The sequence below is a fragment of the Chryseobacterium sp. X308 genome, assembly GCF_020733145.1.
Lineage (GTDB): Bacteria > Bacteroidota > Bacteroidia > Flavobacteriales > Weeksellaceae > Chryseobacterium > Chryseobacterium cupriresistens.
This window is the reverse complement of sequence record NZ_JAJFZH010000001.1, coordinates 285156-312132: the sequence shown is the minus strand read 5'-3', so window position 1 is coordinate 312132 and position 26977 is coordinate 285156. Positions and strand designations below refer to the sequence as shown.

25 protein-coding genes are annotated in these 26977 nt (G+C 36.6%); 14 read left to right on the top strand and 11 right to left on the bottom strand.

What is annotated here, in order from left to right; genetic code table 11:
* Positions 1-4 precede the first annotated feature (4 nt).
* Entirely contained in the window at positions 5-1117 is a 1113-nt protein-coding gene (locus LIV57_RS01450; RefSeq protein WP_034691587.1) for an LptF/LptG family permease, read from the top strand.
* Here LIV57_RS01450 and LIV57_RS01445 read toward each other — a convergent pair.
* The gene (locus LIV57_RS01445) at positions 1111-1824 is read right to left on the bottom strand and encodes a biotin--[acetyl-CoA-carboxylase] ligase (protein WP_227941129.1); all 714 of its coding nucleotides are present in this window, start codon (positions 1822-1824) and stop codon (positions 1111-1113) included. The genes LIV57_RS01450 and LIV57_RS01445 overlap by 7 nt on opposite strands.
* Positions 1825-1911: 87 nt before the next feature.
* On the opposite strand from LIV57_RS01445, the gene rsfS reads away from it, so the two are divergent.
* The 9 genes from rsfS to LIV57_RS01400 all read left to right on the top strand — a co-directional run bounded on the left by rsfS (position 1912) and on the right by LIV57_RS01400 (position 10952).
* Entirely contained in the window at positions 1912-2277 is a 366-nt protein-coding gene (gene rsfS, locus LIV57_RS01440) for a ribosome silencing factor (RefSeq protein WP_047097448.1), read from the top strand.
* Between the two features lie 21 nt (positions 2278-2298).
* Positions 2299-4320: an ATP-dependent zinc metalloprotease FtsH gene (ftsH, locus tag LIV57_RS01435; protein WP_120232489.1), complete on the top strand. Its 2022-nt coding sequence runs from the start codon at positions 2299-2301 to the stop codon at positions 4318-4320.
* Positions 4321-4456: 136 nt separating this feature from the next.
* Complete coding sequence (locus LIV57_RS01430; RefSeq protein WP_110008379.1) at positions 4457-5038, top strand: LUD domain-containing protein; 582 nt, start codon at positions 4457-4459, stop codon at positions 5036-5038.
* A 24-nt stretch (positions 5039-5062) separates the two neighbouring features.
* Positions 5063-5935, top strand: coding sequence for a phosphatidate cytidylyltransferase (locus LIV57_RS01425; RefSeq protein WP_227941128.1), 873 nt, complete (start codon positions 5063-5065; stop codon positions 5933-5935).
* Positions 5936-5939: 4 nt separating this feature from the next.
* The gene (locus LIV57_RS01420) at positions 5940-6596 is read left to right on the top strand and encodes a phosphatidylserine decarboxylase family protein (protein WP_202841772.1); all 657 of its coding nucleotides are present in this window, start codon (positions 5940-5942) and stop codon (positions 6594-6596) included.
* 439 nt (positions 6597-7035) lie between these two features.
* Positions 7036-8028 (top strand): helix-turn-helix transcriptional regulator, encoded by a 993-nt coding sequence (locus LIV57_RS01415; RefSeq protein ID WP_110008382.1) that lies wholly within the window; start codon positions 7036-7038, stop codon positions 8026-8028.
* Between the two features lie 97 nt (positions 8029-8125).
* Positions 8126-8539, top strand: a complete 414-nt coding sequence (locus LIV57_RS01410) for a transposase (protein WP_137904421.1) — start codon at positions 8126-8128, stop codon at positions 8537-8539.
* Between the two features lies 1 nt (position 8540).
* Positions 8541-8864, top strand: coding sequence for a helix-turn-helix domain-containing protein (locus tag LIV57_RS01405; RefSeq protein ID WP_227941127.1), 324 nt, complete (start codon positions 8541-8543; stop codon positions 8862-8864).
* 285 nt (positions 8865-9149) lie between these two features.
* Positions 9150-10952: a hypothetical protein gene (locus LIV57_RS01400; RefSeq protein ID WP_227941126.1), complete on the top strand. Its 1803-nt coding sequence runs from the start codon at positions 9150-9152 to the stop codon at positions 10950-10952.
* Positions 10953-11002: 50 nt separating this feature from the next.
* On the opposite strand, the gene LIV57_RS01395 is transcribed toward LIV57_RS01400, so the two are convergent.
* From LIV57_RS01395 to LIV57_RS01380, 4 genes are all read right to left on the bottom strand, one after another.
* The gene (locus LIV57_RS01395) at positions 11003-11350 is read right to left on the bottom strand and encodes a DUF1801 domain-containing protein (RefSeq protein WP_227941125.1); all 348 of its coding nucleotides are present in this window, start codon (positions 11348-11350) and stop codon (positions 11003-11005) included.
* 18 nt (positions 11351-11368) lie between these two features.
* Positions 11369-13207, bottom strand: coding sequence for an ABC transporter ATP-binding protein (locus LIV57_RS01390; protein ID WP_131437222.1), 1839 nt, complete (start codon positions 13205-13207; stop codon positions 11369-11371).
* A gap of 231 nt (positions 13208-13438) precedes the next feature.
* On the bottom strand, positions 13439-14359 hold the full coding sequence (locus LIV57_RS01385) for a M28 family peptidase (RefSeq protein ID WP_227941124.1): 921 nt from the start codon (positions 14357-14359) through the stop codon (positions 13439-13441).
* A gap of 143 nt (positions 14360-14502) precedes the next feature.
* Positions 14503-14892 (bottom strand): DUF4293 family protein, encoded by a 390-nt coding sequence (locus tag LIV57_RS01380; RefSeq protein ID WP_227941123.1) that lies wholly within the window; start codon positions 14890-14892, stop codon positions 14503-14505.
* A 144-nt stretch (positions 14893-15036) separates the two neighbouring features.
* On the opposite strand from LIV57_RS01380, the gene rho reads away from it, so the two are divergent.
* Together rho and LIV57_RS01370 are read left to right on the top strand one after the other, a co-directional pair.
* A complete protein-coding gene (gene rho, locus LIV57_RS01375; RefSeq protein ID WP_227941122.1) occupies positions 15037-16866 on the top strand; it encodes a transcription termination factor Rho in 1830 nt (609 codons plus the stop codon).
* A gap of 195 nt (positions 16867-17061) precedes the next feature.
* Positions 17062-17658: a superoxide dismutase gene (locus LIV57_RS01370; RefSeq protein WP_131437230.1), complete on the top strand. Its 597-nt coding sequence runs from the start codon at positions 17062-17064 to the stop codon at positions 17656-17658.
* 71 nt (positions 17659-17729) lie between these two features.
* Here the strand turns inward: LIV57_RS01370 and LIV57_RS01365 are convergent, their stop codons facing one another.
* Together LIV57_RS01365 and LIV57_RS01360 are read right to left on the bottom strand one after the other, a co-directional pair.
* Entirely contained in the window at positions 17730-18149 is a 420-nt protein-coding gene (locus tag LIV57_RS01365; protein ID WP_110008395.1) for a DUF6146 family protein, read from the bottom strand.
* A gap of 52 nt (positions 18150-18201) precedes the next feature.
* Positions 18202-19392 (bottom strand): endonuclease, encoded by a 1191-nt coding sequence (locus tag LIV57_RS01360; protein WP_227941121.1) that lies wholly within the window; start codon positions 19390-19392, stop codon positions 18202-18204.
* A gap of 247 nt (positions 19393-19639) precedes the next feature.
* On the opposite strand from LIV57_RS01360, the gene LIV57_RS01355 reads away from it, so the two are divergent.
* Together LIV57_RS01355 and LIV57_RS01350 are read left to right on the top strand one after the other, a co-directional pair.
* Positions 19640-22516 carry a carboxypeptidase-like regulatory domain-containing protein gene (locus LIV57_RS01355; RefSeq protein WP_227941120.1) on the top strand — a complete coding sequence of 959 codons (2877 nt, stop codon included), beginning with the start codon at positions 19640-19642 and terminating at the stop codon, positions 22514-22516.
* A 26-nt stretch (positions 22517-22542) separates the two neighbouring features.
* Complete coding sequence (locus tag LIV57_RS01350; protein ID WP_227941119.1) at positions 22543-23949, top strand: DUF5689 domain-containing protein; 1407 nt, start codon at positions 22543-22545, stop codon at positions 23947-23949.
* 115 nt (positions 23950-24064) lie between these two features.
* Here the strand turns inward: LIV57_RS01350 and LIV57_RS01345 are convergent, their stop codons facing one another.
* From LIV57_RS01345 to LIV57_RS01330, 4 genes are all read right to left on the bottom strand, one after another.
* The gene (locus LIV57_RS01345) at positions 24065-24523 is read right to left on the bottom strand and encodes a hypothetical protein (RefSeq protein ID WP_227941118.1); all 459 of its coding nucleotides are present in this window, start codon (positions 24521-24523) and stop codon (positions 24065-24067) included.
* Between the two features lie 338 nt (positions 24524-24861).
* Positions 24862-25413, bottom strand: coding sequence for an inclusion body family protein (locus tag LIV57_RS01340; RefSeq protein ID WP_227941117.1), 552 nt, complete (start codon positions 25411-25413; stop codon positions 24862-24864).
* Between the two features lie 276 nt (positions 25414-25689).
* Positions 25690-26160, bottom strand: a complete 471-nt coding sequence (locus LIV57_RS01335; RefSeq protein ID WP_227941116.1) for a DUF6702 family protein — start codon at positions 26158-26160, stop codon at positions 25690-25692.
* Positions 26161-26218: 58 nt separating this feature from the next.
* A complete protein-coding gene (locus LIV57_RS01330; protein ID WP_110008400.1) occupies positions 26219-26971 on the bottom strand; it encodes a TIGR00730 family Rossman fold protein in 753 nt (250 codons plus the stop codon).
* Positions 26972-26977: the final 6 nt, after the last annotated feature.

Sequence of the window (26977 nt, the reverse complement as noted above, 5' to 3'; positions counted from 1 at the left end):
AAATATGCTTAAAATTGTAGACAGATATATCATTAAAAAATACCTTGGAACTTTCAGTTTCATGTTGGTATTATTGTCTATAGTCGTATTGGTAATCGATGTTCAGCAGAAGATTCCAAGGATAGAAAATGCCAAGGCCATTGATCCGAAATTGGATCTGACTTATTTTCTTATCCATTTTTATCCCTTCTGGATCATCAATCTTGTGGTGACTTTCCTTTCCATTCTGGTATTTATATCGGTAATTTATTTTACCTCCAGGATGGCAAATAATACTGAAATTGTTGCTATTATCAGTAGTGGAGCCAGTTTCCACAGGTTTTCCAAACCTTATCTGGTAACCTCTATTTTTATCGGATTGATTGCTCTTGTAGTCTATCATATGGTGCTGCCGTGGGCCAATATCAAGAAAAATGAACTGGAAGCGTATACGTATAATGCAGCCAATAAAGAAAAGATTTTAGGAACGGCACCTGCTTCTTCACAGCTGAGTAAGACGGAATATATCTTTGTCGATTCATGGAATAAAAGAGAAAAAAGAGGGTCGAGTTTTGTCTATCAGAAATATGATAAAGACAGAAAAATGACCTATGAGCTGAAGGCAAGTGAAGTGTATTGGGATAAAGCCAAAAAACAGTTTGTTTTAAATAACTATCTGGAAAAAACAATCAATAAAGACAATACCGAAAAACTCGGTAACGGAATAGAATTAAGGAAAAATTACGGGCATTCTCCGGAAGAGCTCTTCCCTAATGAACTTTTAGGACAAAATAAAACCACTCCGGAACTTTTGAAATTTATTGAAAGGGAAAAAGAAAGAGGAAACAGCAACCTGAACTCTTACCTGAATGAACTTCACCAGAGAACTTCCATGCCTGTTTCAATCATTATTCTGACATTTCTGGCGCTTTCCCTGTCATCACAGAAGAAAAGAGGAGGATTAGGAGTCAATCTAGCCATCGGTATTTCATTGGCCTTCATTTTCGTGTTTTCATTCGAAGCCTTAAAAGTGGTTTCGGAAAATAAAAGTTTGTCTCCGGCTGTAGCCATGTGGCTGCCTAATATGGTGTTTTTGCCGCTTACCCTTTATTTGTATATCAAGAGAGCTAATCAGTAAAGTAATTTTACTTCTTTGTGATAAAAGGAATGCATTCCGTCTTCCAGTTCGATCCAGAGTTCACCCTTTTCGTCTGCACGCCGGATAATGCCATTTTGTCGCGCTTTTTCAATTTCAAAGACCGATATCTGATCTTTTCTGAAAAGGTTTTTATTAAATCCATCCAGGATTTCCTGATCTGAAGGTATGTTTTTAAGCTTTTCAGACAAATATTCATGAAGGTTTAAGGCAAGTTCTTCCAGATCAAATTGGATTCCTGTCTGCGTCAGAAGTGATCCTGCATTGGATATTTCATCAAAATTTTCCTGCAGAATGTTGATCCCGGCTCCGATGATGAAATAATTATTTTGATTAATTTTTTTCTTTTCTATTAAAATTCCAACGATTTTTTTACCTTTAAGGATGATATCATTCGGCCATTTGATTTTTACCTCAGAGTCAGACAATTTGGCAAGGAAATCCCGGATTACCATTGCGGTATAATAATTGAACATAAAGTCGGAGCACAGGATGTTCTGAGTATTCACTGCCAGCGTATAAGCCAGATTTTTTCCGGCGGTCTGAGTCCAGATATTTCCATACTGACCACGGCCTTTAGTTTGATTAAAAGTATGAAGTCCTATAAAATTTGAATCTCCGTAAAGTAAAAACTTTGATATTTCGTCATTAGTAGAAGAACATTCTTTCAGGTAAAAGAGTTGGCTCATTTAAGAAAACTTTAAGAGATTAAGAGGGTAAAAGTAAGGTTAAAGTAAAGAAAAAACAATAAATTTGCAGATTATAGTATTTTTTTAATGAATAAAACAGCAGAAAAACAAGCGTTAATAGATAAAATCGTTGAAGCTATCCAGGATGTAAAAGGAGAAGACATTATGATCTTCGATCTTTCAAACATCGAGAATTCAGTAGCAGAGACGTTCGTGATATGTAGTGGAAACTCAAATACACAGGTAGCTGCATTGGCGGGAAGTGTAGAGAAGAAAGTAAGAAACGAACTTCAGGACAGACCTTGGCACGTAGAAGGTACTGAAAATGCGATGTGGGTATTGGTGGATTACGTTTCAGTGGTGGTTCATATATTCCAGAAACAGGTACGTGAGTACTACGACATAGAAGAACTTTGGGGTGACGCAGTCATTACCAGAATTGAAAATGAATAATAAAAATTTTAAAAAGTCTAAATGAATAATAAAGGATTCAACTGGTTCTTTCCTATTGCAATCGTAGCTCTTTTGCTATTCTTTGGCTCCAATTTCCTTGGAGGTGATGCAGCAAAATCTATTGATGAAGATGGTTTCTTTAGAGAAATGCAGGCGGGCAAAGTCCAGAATATAATTATATACAAAGACATAGAGAAAGCTGATGTTTTCCTAACAAAAGAAGCAAAATCGGCAATGGTTTCCAAAGCCGGAAAAGAAAACAACCCTCTTTCTGCCTTCGAAATGGCTCCAAAAGCAGATTTTTCTGTAAAATACGGAGACCTTCAACTTTTCCTTCAGAAATTTGAACAGGTCAAAGCCAGCAATCCGGTTATTAAAACAACTAAAGATTACGGTACAGGGAAGAGCGCATTAATGGATATCTTAATCCCTGCACTGGTTTGGATTTCAATTTTAGGATTATTCTACTTCCTTCTTTTCAGAAAGATGGGTGGAGGCGGAGGTCCTGGCGGACAAATTTTCTCTATCGGAAAATCCAAAGCAAAGCTTTTTGACGAAAAAGAAAGAATTCAGGTGACATTTAAAGATGTTGCAGGGTTGGAAGGAGCTAAAGAAGAAGTTCAGGAAGTTGTGGATTTCTTGAAAAACTCTGAAAAATATACAAAACTGGGAGGTAAAATTCCTAAAGGTGTCCTTTTGGTAGGGCCTCCGGGAACCGGTAAAACCTTATTGGCGAAAGCGGTTGCAGGGGAAGCTAAAGTTCCGTTTTTCTCACTTTCAGGTTCCGATTTCGTTGAAATGTTTGTTGGGGTAGGAGCTTCCAGAGTAAGAGACCTTTTTGCTCAGGCTAAAGCAAAATCTCCGGCCATTATCTTCATTGATGAGATTGATGCTATCGGACGTGCCAGAGGGAAAAATAATTTCTCCGGCGGAAACGACGAAAGAGAAAATACTTTGAACCAGCTTCTTACTGAAATGGATGGTTTCGGAACAGATACCAACGTTATCGTAATGGCAGCAACCAACAGAGCGGATATCCTTGATAAAGCTCTGATGAGAGCAGGACGTTTTGACAGATCTATTTATGTAGACCTTCCGGAGCTTCACGAAAGAAGACAGATCTTTGATGTTCACCTGAAAAAGATCAAACTTGATGATAATGTAGACAGAGAGTTTCTTGCCAAACAGACTCCCGGATTCAGTGGAGCAGATATTGCCAATGTTTGTAATGAAGCAGCACTTATCGCAGCAAGAAACAACCATACTTCAGTAACAAAACAGGATTTCCTTGATGCTGTAGACAGAATCATCGGCGGTCTTGAAAAGAAAAATAAAGCAATCAAACCTTCTGAAAAAAGAAGAGTGGCTTACCACGAAGCCGGGCACGCTACGATCTCTTGGCTGGTGGAACACGCATCTCCACTTTTAAAGGTGACGATCGTTCCCAGAGGACGTTCATTGGGAGCAGCATGGTACCTTCCTGAGGAAAGACAGCTTACCACTACTGAACAGATGCTGGACGAAATGTGTGCAACATTAGGAGGTAGGGCAGCAGAGCAGGTGATCTTCAATAATATTTCTACAGGAGCACTTTCTGATCTGGAAACCGTAACGAAAAGAGCTCAGGCAATGGTTACAATCTACGGATTAAGCCCGAATATCGGTAATATTTCTTACTATGACAGCTCAGGCCAGTCTGAATACAATTTCGGAAAGCCTTATTCTGAAGAAACAGCTACAAAAATTGATGCGGAGATCAAATCAATCATCGAAAATCAATATGAAAGAGCGGTAAGAATTCTTGACGAGAATAAAGATAAGCTTGATGCTTTAGCAAGTAAATTGCTTGAAAAAGAAGTGATTTTCCGTGAAGACCTGGAAGAGATTTTCGGAAAAAGAGCATGGGATCCTGAATTGACAGAGAAACCTGTAACCAATACTATTCCTGAAAAAGATCAGCCCATTGTAGAGGAAACACCTCAGATCAAAGAGAAAGAAGAAGAAAGCGAAATACAGGCTCCCGAAAGCCCGACACAGCTTTAAGATTCTTAAAAAATAGAATTAATAAAAACCTGACAATCGCAAAATTGTCAGGTTTTTTCATATTTAAGGAGATATTTTGGACACTATTGTAATTTATTTTCTATTTTTGTATAAAGTTGACTAAAAATAGATTAAGTTGAATTTATTCAAGAGGATTGTAAGCAAACTTACCAACCAGCCTGAAGAAGAGGACAAACAGAGCCTGGAGAAACTTGGGGATTCGCTGAAAAATGCGGATCTTGACTATAAGTTTGCGCAATTATTTACGCATTCGGGAGGATTTTTTAATTATTGTGCAGATGAAGCGGAAGCTCTACAAACTTTAAATCAAATTATTAAAATAGAAGGTGTTCACAACCTTTTCTGCTGGGATAAAGAACTTCAGAACTTTTTGAACGTTGTGAAGTCTTCATATACGTCAGAACTACAGCCGTCTAATGACGCCGCATTTATCACCTGTGAATATCTCATTGCCTATGACGGCAGAATCATGCTTTCGCATAACAATATCCTGCATTATCATTCTTCAAGGCTTCCTGATAAAATTATCATCATTGCCAATGTTTCTCAGATTGTAAACAACCTGAATGATGCCATGGGGAAAATAAAAAGAAACGGAAATATCAAGAACCTTACTTCCATCAGCGGAAGCCAATCGAAAATGGACAGTTCTTCCAATTCCAATACAAAACTGTTTTTATTGCTGCTTGAAGATTAAGCAACCACTTCTAAATTTTAAATTTTGGACAAAAATCTCATTCAAAGAACCGTATCAGGTATCGTTTATGTAGCCATCATTATTCTTTGTTCTACTCCGTTGGGAGCGCAGCTGCTGAACAGTATTGCACCTGGTCTTGCCAAACAGCAGTATCTGTATCACGGTTTAATGAGTCTTCTGCTGATTGTAGGAACCTGGGAATGTGTTAAAATTATGAAGTTTGGAAACGGCTATGAAAAATGGGTCGTATATCCATTGGTCATTTTTATTTTCTACATGTTTTCCAAAAGGTATTTTAATCACGATTTCTTTTTTGATTTCAGACTTAGTGAAATATTAGCACTCGCCTTGATTGGAATAGCTGTAGTAACCTTATTCAAATATCCCAACGAATTATACTTTGACAGCGGGAAACTTATTTTTACCGTTATTTATGTGGCTCTCCCGTTCAGTTTTGCATTAGGACTGCCCAAGTTCTCCAGTTATAATGAAAATTTTTCTCTGGAAGTTCTTTTCCTGTTTATCTTGATCTGGAGTAGTGATACTTTTGCCTATCTGGTAGGAAAATTCTTTGGAAAACATAAAATGGCTCCTAAGATTTCGCCTAAAAAAACTTGGGAAGGTTATGCCGGAGGAGTTGTTTTAACATTGGTGTTGTCTTATTTTATTGAACACTATCAGCCCGGGCTGAGAGGAAACTGGATGATCGTAGGATTTCTGGTGGCAGCCTTTGCTCCATTAGGAGATCTGGTAGAAAGTCAATTGAAGAGAAACTTCGGTGTAAAGGACAGTGGAAACATCATTCCGGGACATGGAGGAGTTTTAGACAGGCTGGATAGTTTTATTATCTGCGTTCCTGTCGTATATTTGTACTTTATTTTAGAAAAATTTATTTAATCTCATGAAATTACATAGAGAATCAAAAGGAACGATTACCGTTGCGACCATACTTTTTATCATTCTGGGCGCTTTAGCAATTTATTTCCTTGAAATATGGTCCCTGCTGATCATTATGCCTTTGTTGGTTATTTACAGTTTAGTATTCTGGTTTTTCAGAGTTCCGGACCGTAATATTCTTGACCACAGAGAAAATGTGATCGCTCCGGTGGACGGAAAAGTGGTTATGATCAAAGAAGTGGAAGAGGATGAATTTATTAAAGGTAAAGCAATCCAGGTTTCTATTTTTATGTCTCCACTGAATGTTCACATCTGCAGATATCCGGTTTCAGGAGAAGTGATTTACAAAAAATACCACCCGGGAAAATATCTGGTAGCATGGCATGAAAAATCTTCTACAGAGAACGAAAGAACTACCGTAGCAGTTCAGACGATGACCAATCACAAAGTAGTCTTCAGACAGATTGCAGGATATGTAGCAAGAAGAATTGTATTCTACTGTAATGAAGGGGATAAAGCCAAAGCCGGGCATGAGTTCGGATTTATAAAATTTGGTTCCAGAATGGATGTATTCCTTCCTTTGGATACTGAAATTATATGTAAGATAGGAGATATTACAAAAGGTGGTTTGGATGTGATTGCCAAACTGAAAGAAAACTAAATTCCTTATCGTAAATAAAAAACCAAAAGAGAGCTTTTAAAGTTCTCTTTTTTATTTGAGCTATGAAGGGTATATTTTGTTATTTGAGTTTAATTACGCATGAGTATTATTGCGTATCGGAAGACTAATACCTTTCCCGTTGGGATCAATAATTTTGCCTGCTTAAAAACACAGGCTCATGCTTTTTAAGTGATCCAAGGTAAATGATTGTTAATTTATTATCAAAAATGGTATTTCATTTGATAATTTTAACATCGAATTTTAGTAAATTGTAGCTAGAAAAACACCTTAATCATCTCCTTTTTAATGCTGAAAAAGACTGATACATTTCGTTTTGTAGATTTCTGTTTTGCATGAAAGGCTGTTAATATTGGAAAATTTATACTTTCAGGAGTACAAATGCCAACTTAAGCTTGTGAGAGCATAAAAAAACAACAAGATGATTTATAAGTTTTTCTTTAAGATGATTAACGACGAAACTGAGAAGATGGATGATGATTTTGAAAGTAGTTATCTTCATCTTATTAACCGGTATTTGCTTTTATTGTTTTTCATATTCCTGTTTTACTCCATTTTTATTATTACTTTTTTTGGGGATATGCTGATCTCCATATTTCTTACGATTATTACTTTCTTCTGGCTGCTGCTCATGGCCATCAAAGGAAAAACCAAACGGTTCAGAAAGGTTTTAAAACCTTTCATTATCGGGATATTTGTTTTACTCACATTTATAGTAAGTTTTTTTCATATTTATACTTACAAAAACGCTGGTGTAGAGTACTTTTACTTTTGTCTTCTGTTTGCTGTTCCGTTCTTTCTGAAATACAAACAGGACTCCCTTACGATCTTTTTTATTACATTCATCATCAGTATCAATTTCATTGCATGTCTGTATTTTGATTTTGATTTCCTGCCAAAGAGCAGATTCATAGAAAAAGAAGATTTTAAAACAATCAAACTGCTGAATATTTTATTCTCCGTTGCTTCCTTTTTAATGGATATTGTATTTATTACCCAGAAAGACGCATTGATTCATGGCTTAATTTCCGATAAAAAAGAAAAGGATTCCACCATCAAGGATCTGGTCAAAACGAATTCGGAATTGATGAAACACCAGATGCTGATTAACCATCTTTCAGAGGAAAATATTCAGGAAATACTGAATTTAGCAGAAAGCAATTCACCCATGTTTTTTGAAAAATTCCAGGTATTTTTTCCTCATTTTATTCCGGATATTTTACAAATAAATCCTAATCTGATCCATTCCGAGCTCTATTTCTGTGCACTGATGAAGCTGGATTTTGATACTAAAAAAATAGCACAGTGTACCAATAACAGTATCCGGGCTGTAGAAAGTAAAAAATACAGGATCCGGAAAAAACTGAATATTCCCTCAGAGATCAATATCAACAGCTTTTTGATTAAAATTTAAACAGAATTCCGATTTTTGTTACTCATACGTAATTTTGAGTAGGTTCTGATGGTGTTTTTTGATTTTCTTGTCAATATTTTTACTTAAAAACATTGTGATGAATATTAAGAACATTCATATTGGAAGCCTGATCCGATCCAAGGTGGAAGAGTATCAGATTTCAATAGAAAGAATTTCCCGGTTTTTAAACAGTACGGAAGATGAAGTGGAAAAGATGTATCATGCAAAAAGTATGGATACCGATGTTCTCCTGAAATGGTGTAAACTTTTAAAATTCGATTTCTTCCGGTTCTATACCGGACATCTGATTTTATATGCTCCACAGGCAAGAATTGATAATGTCTTCACTCAAAAAGAAAATACCCTGGTTTTCAGAAAAAGCATTTATACGCAGGAGGTTAAGGATTTTATTCTTGATAAAATAAAGACAGGGAAAATGACGGCCAATGATGTGGTTAAAAGGTATAAAATACCCAAGACCACTTTATATAAATGGATGAAAAAGATATAAGATGATGCCAGATTATAAGCAGATTTATACCGACATTCTTGAAGAAAAATTTCCCGAAAAATTATCAGACACCACCATCAGGCTCAAGCTGGAGACATTGCATTCAGCTTTTGATATTCTGAAATTTAATCAACTGATTTTTGGAGAAACAGAATATACAGTGGAACGTAAAAACCAGAGGCTCCGTTCTTATGATAAGGAATCAATTCTGAAAATTCTCAGGTATCAGAAAAGAAATGAACTGACCAATCTTCAGGTGAGTGATCATTTTAAGATAAGCCGAAATACCATTGCGAAATGGAAAAGAATTTTAAATGATGACTGATATTGCGTTTTTTAAACCTACTGATTTTATTTTTTATGATAAATTAGAAGTAATGGTTCTTTTAAGTTGTTTTGCTTTTGATATTTGAATGTATGGTTGGGTTTTGTTAAAAAGCTCAACTTTTTATTTGAATTTTTACCAGGATAATTTAGCGACATTTTGTGAGTTTTACTACGCGTGAGTAGTATTGCGTAGCAGGGAATTATTTTCTAATCGTCTGTGGTTGATAATTTTGTGGAAGTTAAATGTCCGGATTATTATTATCAAACAATTATAACTTATACAATGATGGAAACAAAATTTACAATGCCTCCAATCAAAGTCCTGCTCATAGCAATGCTCTTTGTTTTTGGAAGATCTTTTTCTCAAACCAATAATGGTGCAGTAGGGATTAATACTACTACGCCGAACTCTAATTCCGTTTTGGATGTTATTTCAGGAAATAACAACAAAGGAGTACTTATTCCAAGGTTAACAGAAGCGCAGCGAAACGCAATTGTAATCAATCAATCCAATGATGATGGCTTGACGATTTACAACACCACAGAAGACTGTTTCAATTACTGGAGTTTTGTGGATAAAGAATGGAAAAGTGTGTGCGGACAGCTGGGTAAATCTGTTTTTACCATAGACTGTTCCGCTTCCAAAGCAATGGGAAGCTATATAAAAGGGAAAGAACTTACCAATTCCAATTACCTGAAGATTGCCGTGAATGTGACTAAACCAGGTAATTATACCATTTCAGGAACGACAGCCAACGGATACAATTTTTATGGAACCGGAGTATTTCTAAACACCGGAACACAAACAATACAGATTCCGGGGCAGGGAACTCCTCAGAATATCCAGACAGATAATGTTGCTCTTGAAGCCAACGGAACTGAAGTAACTTGTACTCCACCCGTTTCTATTACGGTGCTGAGTCCCGCAGGAACCTATACCATGAGCTGTGGAACTGCAACGGTAAATGGAGTATACAAGGTTGGAACAGCTCTTACTGCTTCGAATACAATTACTTTACCTGTGAATGTTTCAACACTGGGAAGTTACACCGTTACCACCAATACGGTTGACGGAATTTCCTTCAGCGGATCAGGCACATTTACTTCTACGGGAAATCAGAATATTACATTAAGCGGAACAGGAACACCAACTTCTACATCGGTGAAAACAATTACCATTACTTCCGACAGCCAGGGTGGGGTATCTACAACATGTTCTGTAAATGTAGTGGTTGTCATTCCTAAAAAAACGGTTCTCCATATCGGATTAGAAACAGCTTACGGGTATAGCGCCTATACCGGTCCGTCAAGAAGTCTGATGGATTCTCCGACAAACTTTGGTACAACTGCTTCCAGTATTGTTAAATATGAAGGTTTTACACATACTTCTTTAGGGAACTCACCTTCTTCAGCTGCTCTTCAGACAGCTCTTAATAATAAGCCGGATATTGTTGTCATTGGCTACAACTATACACCTAATGCTACAGATGCAGGTTATATTGCTTCCTATCTTAATAAAAAAGGAGTTGTCATTGCGATGACAGATGATACGGGCACTGCACAGAATTTATTCAGAGGAATATTCTCTGATCCTACCATTTCAGCATCTTATGGAGGCGGTGCAGGTTCAGTGTATGCTCTTACCAATTCTGATGATCCTATCCTTAACGGACCTTTTGGAGATGTAAGAGGGAAAAACTGGGGTGAAGATGCTTCTACCACAGTAAATATTTCAGGGTTGACAAGTGGATTTGTTCCTTACAGCTATGCGCAGCCAATCAACAGTACGACTACCAGAACAGGAATTTCAGGATTAAGAAATACCAGCCTGAACTTTATATGGTTTGGTGACGGTGGCTTTTTAAGTAATGAAAATGCCACTGGAAACCAGTATCCAAGTAATACCATTGAGCCTTTTGTAGCACCAAGTTCAGGAGGATATTTCCCGGTTCAGAAGTCTTCTTACGGATACGCAGGAAACGGATATACGACAGGAGGAATGCAGGTTCAGAATTCAATTCTTTTTGCCAATATGATTGCCTGGGCAATTAAGCAGGCAGAATTCAATGGAATAAACACACAATGATAAAAGGTTTTTAAAGATGACTCCGGCACGATTATTCGTGCCGGAGTTTTTTATTTTATATGTCTTTTAACTTCCTGTACAAGGTTTAATATAAATTCTACGGGAATGTCCTCTTCCGTATTAATAAGAAGGATTTTAAACTTCTTTCTGCCATCCCGGATCAGCTCAGGATGATCAAGTCTGTCACCATGATAAAAGCTCAGGTAATGCTTTTGATATTTTTTGCTGTAGTAGAAGTAGCACAGCATTTTCTTTTTGTATTTGATAAACGGAAGACCAAAACTGAATGTTTCTGTAATATTTTCCGGATCTGAAGCTAATATCGTGTCACGCAAAAATAAAAGAGTACTTCTTTCAGGTTCTTCGATTCTGTAGAAATACTCTTGTATAGGGTTCATTGTAGTTCAGTTAAATGATTAGTCGAAGTTTTGAAGTTCGACAAGTTTGTGATACATTCCTCTTTTTGCAATCAGGTCGTGGTGGGTTCCCTGTTCCACGATATCACCTTTTTCCATTACTACAATCCAGTCTGCTTTCTGGATGGTCGAAAGACGGTGGGCAATCACTAAAGAAGTTCTGTTTTCCATCATTTTCTCCAGCGCATCCTGTACGAATCTTTCGGATTCTGTGTCCAAAGCTGAAGTTGCTTCATCAAGAATCATGATCGGTGGGTTCTTCAATACCGCTCTGGCAATAGAAACCCTTTGTTTCTGACCTCCGGAAAGCTTGTTTCCATCATCACCGATATTGGTATCATATCCTTCAGAAAGATTGGAAATAAAAGAATCTGCATTGGCAATTTTAGCAGCTGCAATTACCTCTTCTTTGGTGGCATCGGGTTTACCCATCAGGATATTATTATATACAGAATCGTTGAATAATACGGATTCCTGTGTTACCATTCCCAGCAGCTGGCGGTATTCCTGTAGTTTTAAATGTTTAATGTTTGTCCCGTCAATCAGAATTTCTCCTTCGGAAACATCATAAAATCTTGCTAAAAGATTAGCGATAGTTGTTTTACCACTTCCGCTTTGTCCAACAAGAGCAACCGTTTTTCCTTTAGGAATGGTTAAATTGAAGTTTTTAAGAATAAGATTCGCTTTGTCATAATAGAACCCAATGTCCTTGAATTCAATATTGTTCTGAAGCGTTGTAATAGAAACAGGTTCTGCAATTTCTTCAATTTTCACGTCTGCTTCAAGAATTTCCAATACTCTTTTCAGCGAAGCTTCTCCTTTCTGTACATTGGAAATAGAAGTCGATAAACTTTTTGCAGGAGGAAGAATCTGGAAGAACATACCTAAAAATACAAGGAAGTCTGCCGGAGAAATGCTTTGCTCAACAATAATTTGTTTTCCGCCATACCAGGCAATAATCAGGAAAGTAATAGAACCTAAGAATTCGCTCATTGGAGACGCTAATTCTTTCTTCTTACCTAAATTAATAGAACTTGAGATCCATTTGTTCATAGAATGCATGAATCTGTTATTCATGATTTTCTCCCCATTGAATATTTTAATAACCTTTGAAGATTTCAATGTTTCATCCACAATAGAGAAGATGGTTCCCAGTTCGCTTTGTGCTTCGTGTGAGTCTTTTTTAAGGCTTTTTCCGATCAATGCAATCATTGTTCCCATCACAGGAAGAACCAATAGCGAGAAAAGAGTCATTTCCGGGCTCAGGAAAAATAGGGTAACCAATGTACTGATCAGCATAAAAGGTGCATTAATCAGTTCAATCAAGCTTCCTAAAATATTGCCTTCCACTTCTCCTACGTCATTGGACATACGAGACATCATATCTCCTTTTCTGCTCTCTGTAAAGAATGAAACAGGAAGGGAAAGTATTTTTCTGTACATCGCTCCACGCAGGTCTTTGGTTACTCCTACACGGTAATTGATAAGTAATAAAGAGCCGAAATAACGGAATGCGTTTCTTAAAAAGAACATAAATGCAGTAATGATACACAGCCAGGCAAGAACAGTAAGTGCCCCGTAATTGCTCACCAGTGTCTGTACATAATAATTGGAATATTCTTTTACATAAGAGAAAAAATCAACAATATCACCGGAATATACTGGTGCTTTCTCATATTTTTCAGGTTTTATAGTGCCAAAAAGCATTCCCAAAACAGGTAGAATAGTTCCTAAGGAAGCGATCTGAAATACAGAATACAGGATATTGAAAAATAAACTTCCGTAGATATATTTTTGATGCGGCCTCGCGAACTTTAAGATTTTTTTATATTCGTTCATTCAATGAAAAAATTGGATAGCAAAATTACGTAAAATTAAAAGATAAGACGTTCTTAATCCTGTTTTACTTTAATGGATATGTTTCATAAAATGTGTTTTTGTTACAACTTAACATTGTTGAAGGGTATTTTTTAACAGATAAGCCTGAACGAGATTTGGAACAGTACATAAGAATGCTGTCTTGTTTAATAAAAAAAACCGCTTAAACAGCGGTTTTATATGATTGTTTTCTTAGAACTTCACCTGATCATTATATTTAGGCGCAAAATTTTTAGGACTCAGCTTTTCCAGTGTCTTTCCCAAATTATTGATGATCTGCGTCATATTATCAAAATCTACAATATTGACATCATCATTTTCGTGGTGATAATGAGACGCTTTGGTCATATCAACAGTAGAAAATGAATGGGCAATGATTTTCTTTTTAACAAAGCTTACATTATCTGAACGGTAAAACAGCTGCTGTTTTGCATAAGGATCAGCATTAATTTTTAATCCGTTCACTGCATTTTGATTGAAAAGTTCATCAAGGTCAGAGAATCCGTCTCCAGTCATATATAATGAATTTTTCCCCCATTGAGATTCTGTGGCAACCATTTCGAAGTTAAAAAGAGCAGTCATTTTATTATAAATGTGGTCCAGATTCTTATCATTGGAAATCGCTCTTGAACCCAGCATTCCCTTTTCTTCTCCATTGAATGCCATGAACACCATAGAGAATTCCGGTTTTTTGTTTTTAAAATAATCGGCGATACCTACCAGAGTCGTGATTCCGCTGGCATCATCATCTGCTCCGTTATAAATATTGTCTCCGCTTTTATCACTGGTTCCGATATGATCAAAATGTCCTGAAAAACCAAGGTACTGATCAGATTTTCCTTTTTTGATTCCACAGACATTGTAGACCGTCTTTCCATTGTAGTCAAAAGGTACCAGATAAGATTTTCCGGTACAGTATTCCAGATTATTTTCTTTGAAAAGTTTCGCGATATAATTAGCTGCATTTTCATTTTCCTGAGTTCCGATTTCACGGCCTTTCATTTCATCTGAAGCGAGAGTGGAAAGAACTGTTTTTACTCTTTCTTTGGAAACTTCCTGTGCAAAGGAAAATATTGAGAATAGGGATAAAGTAAGATACGTTAGCTTTTTCATTGTCTTTTGTTAAAATTATATGATCTGTCGTTTTTTTAATCAAAAAGTTGCAATGAATTTACATAATTTAATTAAGAATGAATAGCCAATAAAAAAACAGCTTCTGAAAAGAAGCTGTTCTCACTCAAAAAATCGTTGTAAGGCTATCGAAGTCTGTCTACAGATTTTACGAGCCTCTCATCTTTACGGATGTAAATGTTTGCTATGAACAAACAGATTACCGCGATCAATGGGAAAATCGGCTCAATACCCTTCTCAGGAATCTGAATTCCTCCGGATAAGTTTAGTAACCAGTACGCCAATACACCAATCAACAAAGCGTTTATAATGATGCTGATAGTATTCAGCAAAATTTGTCTTTTTCTGTTTTTGAAACTGAAAATACTTAATGCTCCGGTAATGACAAGTACGATACAGCCTATATTAAGTAAAGGAATACTGTCTGAAATGACAACATCCTGTCCTGTTATAAAAAGGAAAACCGCAGCTAAAACTGCTAATAAGGTCCATATGGTTTGTATTCTCTGTAGCATTGAATATTAAATTCTTGGCAAAAATAATATAAATTTTGCACAATTCAAAAATAAGTGTAGATTTGCATTATACAATGTACTTGAAAACAAAAGTCACCGGACTTACTTTTCTTACTCACAATTAATTACATTTTTACATTAAATATGTTTAACATAGAAACGTTAAGGTCAAAATCCGTAACGGAACTGACTAAAATCTTGAAAGATTTGGGCGTTAAAGTTGCAAGAAACAGCAATGAAAATGACAAGATCTTTGCTATTCTTGACTTTCAGGCTTCTAACCCTAAAGTCGCAAAAGATTATTTCAACGCCACCGAAACCACCAGTGTAAATACTGAAGAGGCTCCAGCAGAAAAACCTGCCAAAGCCCCGGCAAAAAAAGCTGCCCCTAAAAAAACAGCAGCCAAGCCAAAAGCAAATGCAAAAGCTCCGGTAGAAACTAAAACAGAGGAAATAGTAGAAGAAAAGGTAGCTGCTCCTGAAGAAATTAAACCGGAAGAACCAAAAGTGGAAACCGCAGCAGCCACAGTAACAGAAGAAACCGCTGCAGGCGCTCAGGCCAAAAAGAAAAGAAAAAGAGTTTCTACCAATGCAGCTAATGCAGAAGTATCTCAGGAAAGAGTTGAAACTCCAAAAAACACAGAATCCCAAGAGCCTGTTCAGGCTGAAGAAAAGCCTAACAATCCTCAACAACCACAGGCTAACAGACCTCAAAAAGGACACAATCATCCACAGAACGGTGGAAACCAACATAAAAACCAAAACCAGCAACATCAGCAGCACCAAAACCAAAATCAGAATCAAAACAGACATTCTGAAAAGGCTGAGGAGCAGAATGACCATAAAAAAGAATTTAATTTCGATGGATTGGTAAGTATTGAAGGGGTTTTGGAAATCTTACCGGATAACTACGGATTTTTACGTTCTTCAGATTTCAGCTATATCTCTTCTCCTGATGATGTATATGTTTCTACAGCTCAGATCAGAAATTTTGGTTTGAAAACTGGAGATACGGTAAAAGGAATTGTAAGACTTCCGAAAGAAGGTGAGAAATACTTTTCATTATTAAGACCTACAGAAGTTAACGGACGTGATCTTGCATTTATCAAAGACCGTGTTGCTTTTGAATATCTTACCCCGCTTTTCCCTGAAGAGAAATTTAACCTTGCAGGAAGCGGTTCTACGGTATCCACAAGAATTGTAGATTTATTTGCACCTATCGGAAAAGGGCAGAGAGCAATGATTGTTGCACAGCCTAAAACAGGTAAGACGATGCTGCTTAAAGATATCGCTAATTCTATTGCAGCCAACCACCCGGAAGTATATATGATGGTTCTTCTGATCGATGAACGTCCGGAAGAGGTTACTGATATGGAAAGAAGTGTGAATGCAGAAGTAATTGCTTCTACATTTGATGAAGCTGCTGAAAAACACGTAAAAGTAGCTAACCTTGTTCTTGCGAAGGCGCAAAGAATGGTTGAATGCGGACATGATGTAGTCATCTTGCTGGATTCTATCACCAGACTGGCAAGAGCATACAACACGGTAACTCCTGCATCAGGAAAAGTACTTTCCGGTGGGGTAGATGCCAATGCACTTCACAAGCCGAAAAGATTCTTCGGAGCTGCAAGAAAAATTGAAGGAGGAGGATCTCTTACAATTATTGCAACAGCATTGATTGATACAGGATCCAAGATGGATGAAGTAATCTTTGAAGAATTCAAAGGTACCGGTAACATGGAACTTCAGCTGGACAGAAAAATTGCCAACAGAAGAATTTATCCTGCTATTGATCTTGTCGCATCAAGTACCCGTAGAGATGATCTTCTTCTTGATGAAGTAACTTCGCAGAGAATGTGGATTCTTAGAAAATATCTTTCTGAGATGAACCCTGTAGAAGCGATGGAATTTGTAGATAAAAACATCAAAGGAACTCTTAATAATGAAGAATTCCTGATGTCTATGAATAAATAAATTAATTTAATTATTGTTAAATAGAAAGCACGGATCATCAGGTTCGTGCTTTTTGTTGATATTACATAAAAAAATAAAACTTAATTCATTCTAAATCAATATATCAATGTTAAAGATTTATTAAAGTAATCCAGAATCCTTGATAATCCCTTAAATATTGGCTAATTTTGGATTATAACATTAAAAATAAAGATTATGTCATTTGAATTACCAAAACTAGGATATGCATACGATGCATTAGAGCCAACGATCGATGCAAGAACTATGGAAATCCACCATACAAAACACCACCAGGCATATATTGACAATTTAAATAAAGCAATTGAAGGAACTGAATTAGCAGGAAAAACTATTGAAGAAATCTGCCAGACAGGAACTGATAAGCCAGCTGTAAGAAATAACGGAGGAGGTCACTTCAACCACTCTTTATTCTGGGAAATTTTAACACCTGGAGGAAGCAAAGAGCCTGTAGGAAATGTAAAAGCTGCTATTGAAAACTACGGAGGTTTTGATAAATTCAAAACTGATTTTTCTGAAGCTGCTAAAACAAGATTCGGTTCAGGATGGGCTTGGTTGGTAAAAAATGCTGACGGTTCCGTATCTGTTTCTTCTACACCCAACCAGGATAACCCGTTAATGCCTGTAGCAGACGTTAAAGGAACTCCTGTTTTAGGATTAGACGTTTGGGAGCATGCTTATTATTTAAACTACCAAAACAGAAGACCTGACTATGTTTCTGCGTTCTTTGATGTAGTAAACTGGGATAAAGTAGAGGAATTATTCAATAAATAATTTTCAGCTATTATAAAAATGAAAAGGTTCAGAATTACTCTGAACCTTTTTTATTGACTATGCTTTAAAATTTACCTTATCGCATCGCTTCCGGATAATCCATTCAATCTTAGCTTATACTTCCAGTTTACATAGACAAAAACCTGGTATAATTTATATTCAAACTTGATCCCGTAATTCTCTTTTGGATCATAATCGATTCCGGATTCTATAATATTTCTGTATCTGCCGGAATTATAATAACTGTTCCATTCGTTGACCAAAAAAGTATTTTTTGTCTTGAGATAAGATTCTGAGTACTGGCTGATCGGTTTGGCAACAGCATTTAGAAAATAATCAAATTGGGTATCGATAACGGTAAGGTCCCATTCTCCGTCTTCATTTTTAGAAGGCTTCATTTCATGCTGCTCTTTATCTTTCTTCGGCGTTTCCTGAGAAAAGCAGCTGAAAGGTACCAATGCAATCATTACTAATAAAATAATATTTTTCATGACACAAATATTTTATATAAAAAAAGCACTCCAATAAGAGTGCCTAAATTTTTTATGGTTCTTTCTGAAGAACGACAAATGCCGGGAAGTGATCACTGTAGCCTCCTGTGAACTGGTCTCCATTCCAGGATCTGAAAGGATATCCTTTATAATTTCCTTCTTTATTAACGAGATAAGCCGGGGCAAAGATTTCTGTTTTATACAGAGAATATTCTTTAGTCACCTGATCTGAAATTACATTTTTAGAAACAATAATCTGGTCAAAAAGGTTAGGAGCGTCCTGATAAGCCAGAGAAGCAACTCCTTTCTTATATAAAGGGTACATCAGATTAAGATAAGGTGTTTCCTCGCTCAGGTCTTTTGGATTCGCCTGTGCTTTCAGGTGGTTTTTTAAACTTGGGCTTACAGGGTCATCATTAAAGTCACCCATTGCGAAAAGCTTCGTCGTTGGGTCTGCAGCTCTTACACTATCCATTTGTTGTTTTAATAACGCCGCAGCTGCATTTCTTTTAGGTAGAGAAATTGCTTCACCACCTCTTCTTGAAGGCCAGTGGTTCATGAAAAATGCTACTTTTTCATTATCTAAAAATCCTGTTACCACTAGGATATCCCTTGTATATTCTCTTCTTCCATTGTCACCGTAAATAATCAGTTCTTTTTTTAATGAATTGGTAGGGGTGAATCTTCTTTTCTGATAGATCAGTGCTACGTCGATTCCTCTGTAATCATAAGAATTGTAGTGTATAATTCCGTAATCATATTTCTTTAAGGCAGGCTCGTTCACAAGATCCTGAATCACTTGTCTGTTTTCAACCTCAATCAAGCCTACTACTGCAGGAGCTGTTTTGGTATACTGAGCTCCCATTTCAGAAATTACCTTGGCTTCGTTAGCCAGTTTTGCCTTATAAATTTTACTTCCGTAATTCTTTGGGCTTTTTGGGGTAAATTCTTCAGAACCTCCTTGTTCTCTGACTACTTTTTTACCAATTAAAGCCCCGTCACTCCATGGCCCGTCATATTTTTCAGCTTCAAGAAACTTAATAGAATCCATAGGAATACTTCTGTGGAATGCCGGATTCTTAATATCCTTGGTTCCGTCTATATAATCTGCTGAACGAATAGTATCCCAAAGGTTTTCTACATTTAAGAAACCTACGGTTGCTACTTTTCTCAGTTTTCCTTGTTGTTGGGAGAATGCCACGATCGAAATAAACAGGGCAAACAGACTCGAAAATCTCTTCATCTCTTTAGAGTTTTATTATTCTATTAATTACAAATTTACTTTTTTTTAACTCACTGCATTTTAAATATTTGTAAATTTAAAAGCAGTAATTTGAATCTCTCTTTTATAATGATTCTTAAAAGATTGCAATGTTAAGAAAAAAATACGTTAAAAAAGTTCTGGATTGCAAAATTTGTTTAAATTTGTGCCCCCAACTTTTAAACTGTTGAAAATTAACAATAAAAGTATTAAAAAAATAAATATACTCATGATTAAAAAATTATCATTGATCTCTTTATTTACCTTGCTGCCTGCGTCCTATTATTATGCGCAGACAACAGTGTTTGCGTATCTTAAGGATGCGGAAGGCAAGCCCGTTGAGCAGGCAAGTGTAGATTTAAAAGGAGCAGGAAATGATGCAAAGGCAGACAAAATCGGATATTTCCAATTTACGGATTTGATGCCCGGACATTATCAGATTATGGTTACAAAACCGAATTTTGAAACTAAAATTTTTGAATTTGACGTAACCAGTGATGAGAAAAGAAAAGATCTTGGAGTAATTACTCTTTATTCTGCATTAAATGGTGCAGATCAGGGGTTGGCTATCATAGAAGATTCCGGGGAAAGCGATAGCGGTGGTGCACAGCAGACTGCAACTGTGGGGCTATTACAGTCATCTCAGGATGTTTTCAACAGAATGGCAAGTTTTGATTTAGGTCCCTACTGGTTCCGTCCAAGAGGAATTGACAGCAGAACAGGCGAAAATATGATCAACGGGGTTTCTATGGCCGCTGCAGATAATGGAGATGTAGATTTCAGCACCTGGGGAGGATTGAACGAAATTACCCGTTACCCGGAAATTGCGGCTAATCATGCCCCTTCAGAATATGCTTTCGGAGGAACTACCGGAGTATTTTATAAGAATACAAAAGCCAGCGAGTACAGAAAAGGAAGTCAGTTGACATACTCTCTGACCAACAGAAATTATAGGAACAGATTATCTTACAGATTCTCTTCCGGAATGAACAAGAACGGATGGGCATTTACCGGAATGATTGCCAGAAGATGGGCACAGGAAGGGATCCAGGATGGTACTGCTTATGATGCATACAGTGGATATCTTGGTATTGAAAAAAAATTCAGTGATACTCATACGATGACTTTAAATGCCATTGGGTCCAAATATGCAAGAAGTTCTTCAAGTCCAAGTACCCAGGAAGTATACGACTTCAGAGGTGTTCATTACAACTCGTATTGGGGATGGCAAAACGGAGATAAAAGAAATGAAAGAGTGAAAAGAGGTTTCCAGCCGATGATTCAATTGCAGGATTTCTGGAAAATCAATAAAAACTCTCAGCTATGGACGTCTGTTTCTTACCAATTTGGGAAAGAATACAGTTCAAGACTGGACTGGTACAGAGCCAATAACCCGTCACCAACATATTACCGTAATCTACCAAGTTATTGGTTAAACTATACAAATCCGTCTCCTGAGCAGGCTGCCAATATCGGAATCACAAGAGACTGGTGGATCAATGATGACCAGTCACACACACAGATCAACTGGGATAATCTTTATAATGCCAACCGAAATGTAGAATACAATGCATTATTGGGCGGAAGAAGAGCCGCTTACTATCTTGTAGATGATGTAAAAGATGATAAGGTATGGAATGTATCTACGCACTATACTTATAACTTCACCGATACTTCCCGTTTTATCTTAAACCTGTCTTACCAGAACTACAGATCTGAACAGTACAGAGAAGTAAATGATCTTTTGGGTGCTGATTTTGCCCTGAATATGGACCCGTTTGCATCCAACACCACGGCAGGAAGTGTTTGGGGAAAATTCAATACAAGAGAAAGCGATACTGATGTTGCCAAAAGAGAGGGTGATAAAATCGGGTACAGCTATATTTTCAGAAGACAGGAATTCAAAATAAACCCCGCTTTCAAATTCTCCACAGGAAAATTTGATGTTTTCATCTCGGGATTATTCGGTTACACGACAAACAGCAGAGAAGGATTGTTCCAACACTATCTGTATGAGTCTTCTTATGGTAAAGGTGCAGATCAGAATTTCTGGAATGCAGGCGTTAAAGGTCAGGTTACTTATAAAATCAATGGAAGAAACTTCCTGGTTTATAACGGAGCTTACTTCTCGCAGTCTCCTTTCCTGAATGATATTTACTTTAATACAAGAGTAAGTGGTGTTACCACTCCTGGTATCAAAAATGTTGTTGTTGATGCCAATGACCTGAGCTATGTAATCTCTACTCCGATTGTTAAACTTAGACTGACCGGTTATCTTGTTAACACCCAAAACGAAACAAGTGTACAACGATATTTCGCACAGGGAGTTAAACTGACAAACCTTACTGAGAGTGGTGATCAGGCTCCGGTTCAGGATGGTGCTTTCATTACGCAGGTACTGGCAGGAGCCAATAAGAGAAATATGGGGATTGAACTTGGTGCACAGGTAAAAGTGACGCCTACTTTAACGGCAAGTGGTTTATTAAGCTTAGGACAATACACTTATACTAATAATCCTACCGTTTATTTTGCATCTGATGCTGTTGGAACGTTCAGAGAGCTTGACGGGAACGGAAATATCGTATCAAGATCTTATACTAATATGGGCGAAGCAACGCTTAAAAACTACAGACAGGGTGGAACTCCTCAGGAGGCATATACTTTAGGTCTTCGTTACAGCAGCCCTAAATACTGGTGGTTAGGAGCAACATGGAACTATTTCGGGCATTCATTCTTAGATCCGTCTCCGGTAACCAGAACCGCAAGATTCTATACCAATCCTAACACACCTGGAGTTCCTTATGATCAGGTAACTGATGAGGAACTTGCAAGAGTTCTTACGCCTACAAAGCTTCCTTCGGCATTCTTCTTCAATGTCAATGCAGGGAAGTCCTGGATGATAGGTAAGTATTATGTATTGCTGTCTGCATCGGTTAATAACATCCTTAATAACAGAAATTATATTACAGGAGGATTTGAACAGACCAGAAACGTTAACTATATTGATTATGCAAATGATTACGACAGCGGAAATATGGTATTCGCCCCAAAGTATTGGTATAATCAGGGGAGATCTTATTTTGTTAATCTTCAATTCAGATTCTAAAAAACTAAAATTAAAAATCGAAAACAATGAAAAATATATATTTTAAAGCGGCGATTTTCAGTGCTATTTCAATGCTGTCCTTCTCATCTTGTGTAAAAACTGATGATTATGAATTACCGGAAATTAAATGTACCAACAAATTTGCTGCAGCTAATCACCCGTTAACAGATCTTGCTACTATTGCAAAAGCAAAACCAACTGAAGCTGATATCATTAAAGAAGATTATATCGTTGAAGCATATGTCTCTTCAAGTGATGAATCAGGAAATATCTATAAAATGATGTTCCTTCAGGATAAGCCTGAAAATCCGACGCAAGGGATTGAAATTGACATCGATGGCGGAAATCAGTATCTTGATTATCCTACCGGATCTTTAGTAAGAATTAACCTGAAAGGATTGATCGTTCAGGGAGTTAATGGAAACATTAAAGTAGGTTCTTTTGATCCTAATTATCCTATCGGTAGAATCAACCCTAATAAACTATCCAATTACATGGCAAGAGTTTGTGACGGACAAAAGGCTGTAGTAACCACAATAAAGCCATTAGAATTTAATTCTATCGCTGATGCTTTGAAGAATGGTGCTCACATCAATCAGCTTGTGAAAATTAAAAATGTTCAGTTTGAAGAGCCTGAACTGACAAAAACTTTTGCGGATGAATCAGGGACAGGAGATCGTTATATTACGGATAAAAAAGCAGGTAGATTAGATCTTCGTTTCAGCAACTATGCAACGTTTGCGAAATCTCCTATCTCTCCTAAATATGAAAAAAGTGGTGATATCGTTCTTCTTCTGAGCCGTTTTACAAGCTCAAGTAACGCAACTATTTTCACAGATCAGGCTTATATCAGAACTCTTGATGATATTAACTTCCCGAATCCAAGATTCAATCCAGGTGAACCAGATGCTCCTTCTGCTTCTGCTGTAAACCTTTTCGCAGGTTCAGATTTTGAAAGCTGGACAACTTTCTTATCAAGTGTAAACAATTTCGGACTTAAGCCTTATGCTACACAAGGTCTAGGTCTGGGATACAATGGTACAAATTCACTTCAGATCAAAGGTACTCCTACAGCTAACGATTATGTATTTACATCTGTTGCTACTACAGGAATACCAGCTGTACCAAAAAGAATTACAATGTATATCAAAGGTACTGCAACAGGGAAAAGTCTTTCTTTCAACGTATATAAAGCAGGTGGAGGCTTCTATGTATTCAACTTAGGAACATTCTCTACTGGTGCTACTTTAGGAGTAGAAAGTGCTAACTCTTACAACGGTTCTATCAATACAAATGGACAGTGGAGATTAGTTGAGCTTACCCTTACAGGAATTGCAGATATTAACACTACAGCCGGAAAAGATATGTTTGCTATCAAAACCGGGAATGGTGGAGTGTATGATCTTCAGATTGATAATATCAAAATTGAATAATACATTGGTATTTTTTATTAAAGACGACTGATTAGTCCTAAATAAAAAGGCTGTTTTCACAATTGAAAACAGCCTTTTTTATGTTTTGGAGATTGGTTTTATCAAAACTATAGTTTTATTCACTTCTCAGATGCATCTTTACTTCCTGATCAATGTCACTCTTATCCCATTTAAACGGTATTTCAGACAATGACCATCCAACATTATAATGATCATAATTTTTATAGATGTGATATTTATTTAAAGAATCAGTAATATCAAACTTGTCTAATACCAGATATCCATTTCTGATGTTCATAGAATCATAAACAACGAGATATTTTCGCCCATAAATAAATTCTCCGTCTTGATGAGCATTTCTAATAACTCCTTCCTTATAACTAAAAGTAAAATCATTTCCCTTTTTACGTGCTCTGTCTCCATAATAAACGGAAGTAATTTCTCCTACAGTATATTTGGCATTTTTAAGTATTATTGCGGTTGGCGGGCTTATAGCCTTATACTTTAAAAAATAGGTGATCCAACCTATACCACAGATTATTATTATTAATAAAACCTTATTCTCTCTCTTCATTGAATAAAAATTATTTTACTTCCTGATTAACAATATTTCCTGCGCTGTTTAGCAATAGTTTGTACATACGTTTCATATAATACTTCCAGTATTAATAACAATATTTTCGATTGCTATGCTGTAGGAATTTTGCTTGTAGTTGCTGTGAAGGTAATCATTTTAGGAGTTTCATTAACAAATACATTAAAATTATTGTTCATATATTTTGCCTCTTGAAATTTTTCCACATTAAGGTTGATTTTAATATCAGTGAACTAGACCTTCCAACACTTTTATGGAGTGCAGGATTTTAATCTCTGAAAAACAAAAACCACTGATGCAGTGGTTTTTATTTTCTTTTATTTAACCGTAATTGTTGGATCCCAGTAAAAGTAACCGTACAGAATCTGTTTGTTACTGTCATTCGGATCTAAAATATAAAGTCCAAACTGTACATAGAAATTCTCTGTTCCTGTAGCTTTTACTTTAGAATCGATACTTGCAAAAGTAATATCAGCGCTGGCAGCAGGAAGACCATTTTGAGAATTTAAATTAGGTACCGCAGCCTGTCTTCTTTCAACAGAATTGTACATAAAGGTGTTAAAAACCTGATCACCGGACCAGTATTTAATATTGTAGATGATCACAGCATCATCAGAATTTTGATAGATTGATGTTCCTCTGAAAGAAACTATATCTCCGGCTCTTGCACTGAAGTTCAGATCAGCTGTGCCCTGTCCGGAAATAGCGTTGGCATTTGAAACGATCATATGCTGGCTGTTATGATCAATTCCTGTAGGATTATTAGGATCCTTACTTGGATTTGGATAAGTAGATCTTACATAATCTGTGTCAATAACGATCAGGACATCAATTTCCTGACTGGATGATTTTAAGTCTGCATCTTCCATGATATTTAGTTTTTGTCTGGTGTTTCTTACTCGTCTGGCTTTTCAGATTCCGCCCCGTTATTTAAGTGAATCCGGCTTCACCTTCCTGGTTGTAATTACAATACAAATGTACACTGCTGAAAATGAAAATATTAGAGTGGAAATGCTGAAATTTATGATTAGGTATTTGTACTTAATTAATCTCTTTGTGGTGATTTTTTATCAGCCAAAAAAAATACCCTGAAAAATTTGACTTTCCAGGGTACCCATTTTATAATGGTTAAATCTAATTTTCGTTTAAAAAGAAACCTCGTTCACTTCTTTTCCTCTCTGGAAGTTCATTGTTTTCTGGCTGCCTTTATAGGCAATGTTGACAATGTTGATCTGCTTAGGAAAAGCACTTAAAAGGATCGTATTTTTAATCTTTAAGGTATTGATATCCGAAACACCTCCGGTTTCAAAATATACCCATACAGTTTCTCCGCTGACCTGACTTCCTGTGAAGGTAATCGTTTTAGGAGAGCCATTGACAAATACATCAAAATTATTGTTCACATATTTTTTTACCTCTGCTTCAAATCCTGCCGTATTAGGGTTGATTTTAATAGCGTCAGAGATATGGCTTGTATTCATTTTTGTGGTAAACTTCAATGTCTTGCTTCCATCAATATAGTCCACTTTGGTCATTGAAGAGAAAAAGTCTACATACATAAAACTCATTAACACAAAAAATGTTAAAATTCCTGATATATATAAAAGTTTTTTCATCTTAATTAATAGATTTACAATCATAGTTGTTCGTTATAAGTCACAAATAATATGCCAATTAAAAATTTACATTCACAGAATACTTGTCATAAAATGCTTTAATATGTGCTACAGCCTCATCAGCAGTATCTACCACACGATAAAGTTCAAGATCATCTTCAGCAATCATTCCTTCTTTTAACAGAGTTGCCTTAAACCAATCCAGTAATCCTCCCCAGAATTCGCTTCCTACTAAAACGATTGGAAATTTTCCAATTTTATTGGTCTGAATCAGTGTCATCGCTTCCGTGAGTTCATCCAGCGTTCCGAAACCTCCAGGCATTACTACGAATCCCTGAGAGTATTTTACAAACATTACTTTTCTCACGAAAAAGTAATCAAAATTCATGGAATAAGATTTATTGATATAAGGGTTGAAATGCTGTTCAAAAGGCAGATCAATATTAAGGCCTATGGATTTTCCTTTGGCATTAAAAGCCCCTTTATTCCCCGCTTCCATGATCCCCGGGCCGCCTCCGGTAATAATTCCGAAACCTAGCTTGGTAATCTTTTCAGCAATATCTACAGCCATTTCATAATATTTGTTCTCCGGCTTCAGTCGGGCAGAACCAAATATAGAAACACATGGGCCGATTTTAGCCAGTTTTTCATAGCCGTCTACAAATTCAGCCATGACCTTAAAGACCATCCAGCTGTCCTTGGTGATTGTTTCATCCCAGGTTTTCTGTCTGAAACTGTTATGTAGTTTTGTTTCGTTAATATCAAGTTCCGGATTTATTAAGCTTTCATCTCTGGTTTCATCAATTTCCATTGCAAA

Coding starts and splice junctions, on each gene's coding strand:
- LIV57_RS01450 (WP_034691587.1), top strand. CDS start 5: ATGCTTAAAATTGTAGACAGATATATCATTAAAAAATACCTTGGAACT.
- LIV57_RS01445 (WP_227941129.1), bottom strand. CDS start 1,824: ATGAGCCAACTCTTTTACCTGAAAGAATGTTCTTCTACTAATGACGAA.
- rsfS (WP_047097448.1), top strand. CDS start 1,912: ATGAATAAAACAGCAGAAAAACAAGCGTTAATAGATAAAATCGTTGAA.
- ftsH (WP_120232489.1), top strand. CDS start 2,299: ATGAATAATAAAGGATTCAACTGGTTCTTTCCTATTGCAATCGTAGCT.
- LIV57_RS01420 (WP_202841772.1), top strand. CDS start 5,940: ATGAAATTACATAGAGAATCAAAAGGAACGATTACCGTTGCGACCATA.
- LIV57_RS01415 (WP_110008382.1), top strand. CDS start 7,036: ATGATTTATAAGTTTTTCTTTAAGATGATTAACGACGAAACTGAGAAG.
- LIV57_RS01410 (WP_137904421.1), top strand. CDS start 8,126: ATGAATATTAAGAACATTCATATTGGAAGCCTGATCCGATCCAAGGTG.
- LIV57_RS01405 (WP_227941127.1), top strand. CDS start 8,541: ATGATGCCAGATTATAAGCAGATTTATACCGACATTCTTGAAGAAAAA.
- LIV57_RS01400 (WP_227941126.1), top strand. CDS start 9,150: ATGATGGAAACAAAATTTACAATGCCTCCAATCAAAGTCCTGCTCATA.
- LIV57_RS01395 (WP_227941125.1), bottom strand. CDS start 11,350: ATGAACCCTATACAAGAGTATTTCTACAGAATCGAAGAACCTGAAAGA.
- LIV57_RS01390 (WP_131437222.1), bottom strand. CDS start 13,207: ATGAACGAATATAAAAAAATCTTAAAGTTCGCGAGGCCGCATCAAAAA.
- LIV57_RS01385 (WP_227941124.1), bottom strand. CDS start 14,359: ATGAAAAAGCTAACGTATCTTACTTTATCCCTATTCTCAATATTTTCC.
- LIV57_RS01380 (WP_227941123.1), bottom strand. CDS start 14,892: ATGCTACAGAGAATACAAACCATATGGACCTTATTAGCAGTTTTAGCT.
- rho (WP_227941122.1), top strand. CDS start 15,037: ATGTTTAACATAGAAACGTTAAGGTCAAAATCCGTAACGGAACTGACT.
- LIV57_RS01370 (WP_131437230.1), top strand. CDS start 17,062: ATGTCATTTGAATTACCAAAACTAGGATATGCATACGATGCATTAGAG.
- LIV57_RS01365 (WP_110008395.1), bottom strand. CDS start 18,149: ATGAAAAATATTATTTTATTAGTAATGATTGCATTGGTACCTTTCAGC.
- LIV57_RS01360 (WP_227941121.1), bottom strand. CDS start 19,392: ATGAAGAGATTTTCGAGTCTGTTTGCCCTGTTTATTTCGATCGTGGCA.
- LIV57_RS01355 (WP_227941120.1), top strand. CDS start 19,640: ATGATTAAAAAATTATCATTGATCTCTTTATTTACCTTGCTGCCTGCG.
- LIV57_RS01350 (WP_227941119.1), top strand. CDS start 22,543: ATGAAAAATATATATTTTAAAGCGGCGATTTTCAGTGCTATTTCAATG.
- LIV57_RS01345 (WP_227941118.1), bottom strand. CDS start 24,523: ATGAAGAGAGAGAATAAGGTTTTATTAATAATAATAATCTGTGGTATA.
- LIV57_RS01340 (WP_227941117.1), bottom strand. CDS start 25,413: ATGGAAGATGCAGACTTAAAATCATCCAGTCAGGAAATTGATGTCCTG.
- LIV57_RS01335 (WP_227941116.1), bottom strand. CDS start 26,160: ATGAAAAAACTTTTATATATATCAGGAATTTTAACATTTTTTGTGTTA.
- LIV57_RS01330 (WP_110008400.1), bottom strand. CDS start 26,971: ATGGAAATTGATGAAACCAGAGATGAAAGCTTAATAAATCCGGAACTT.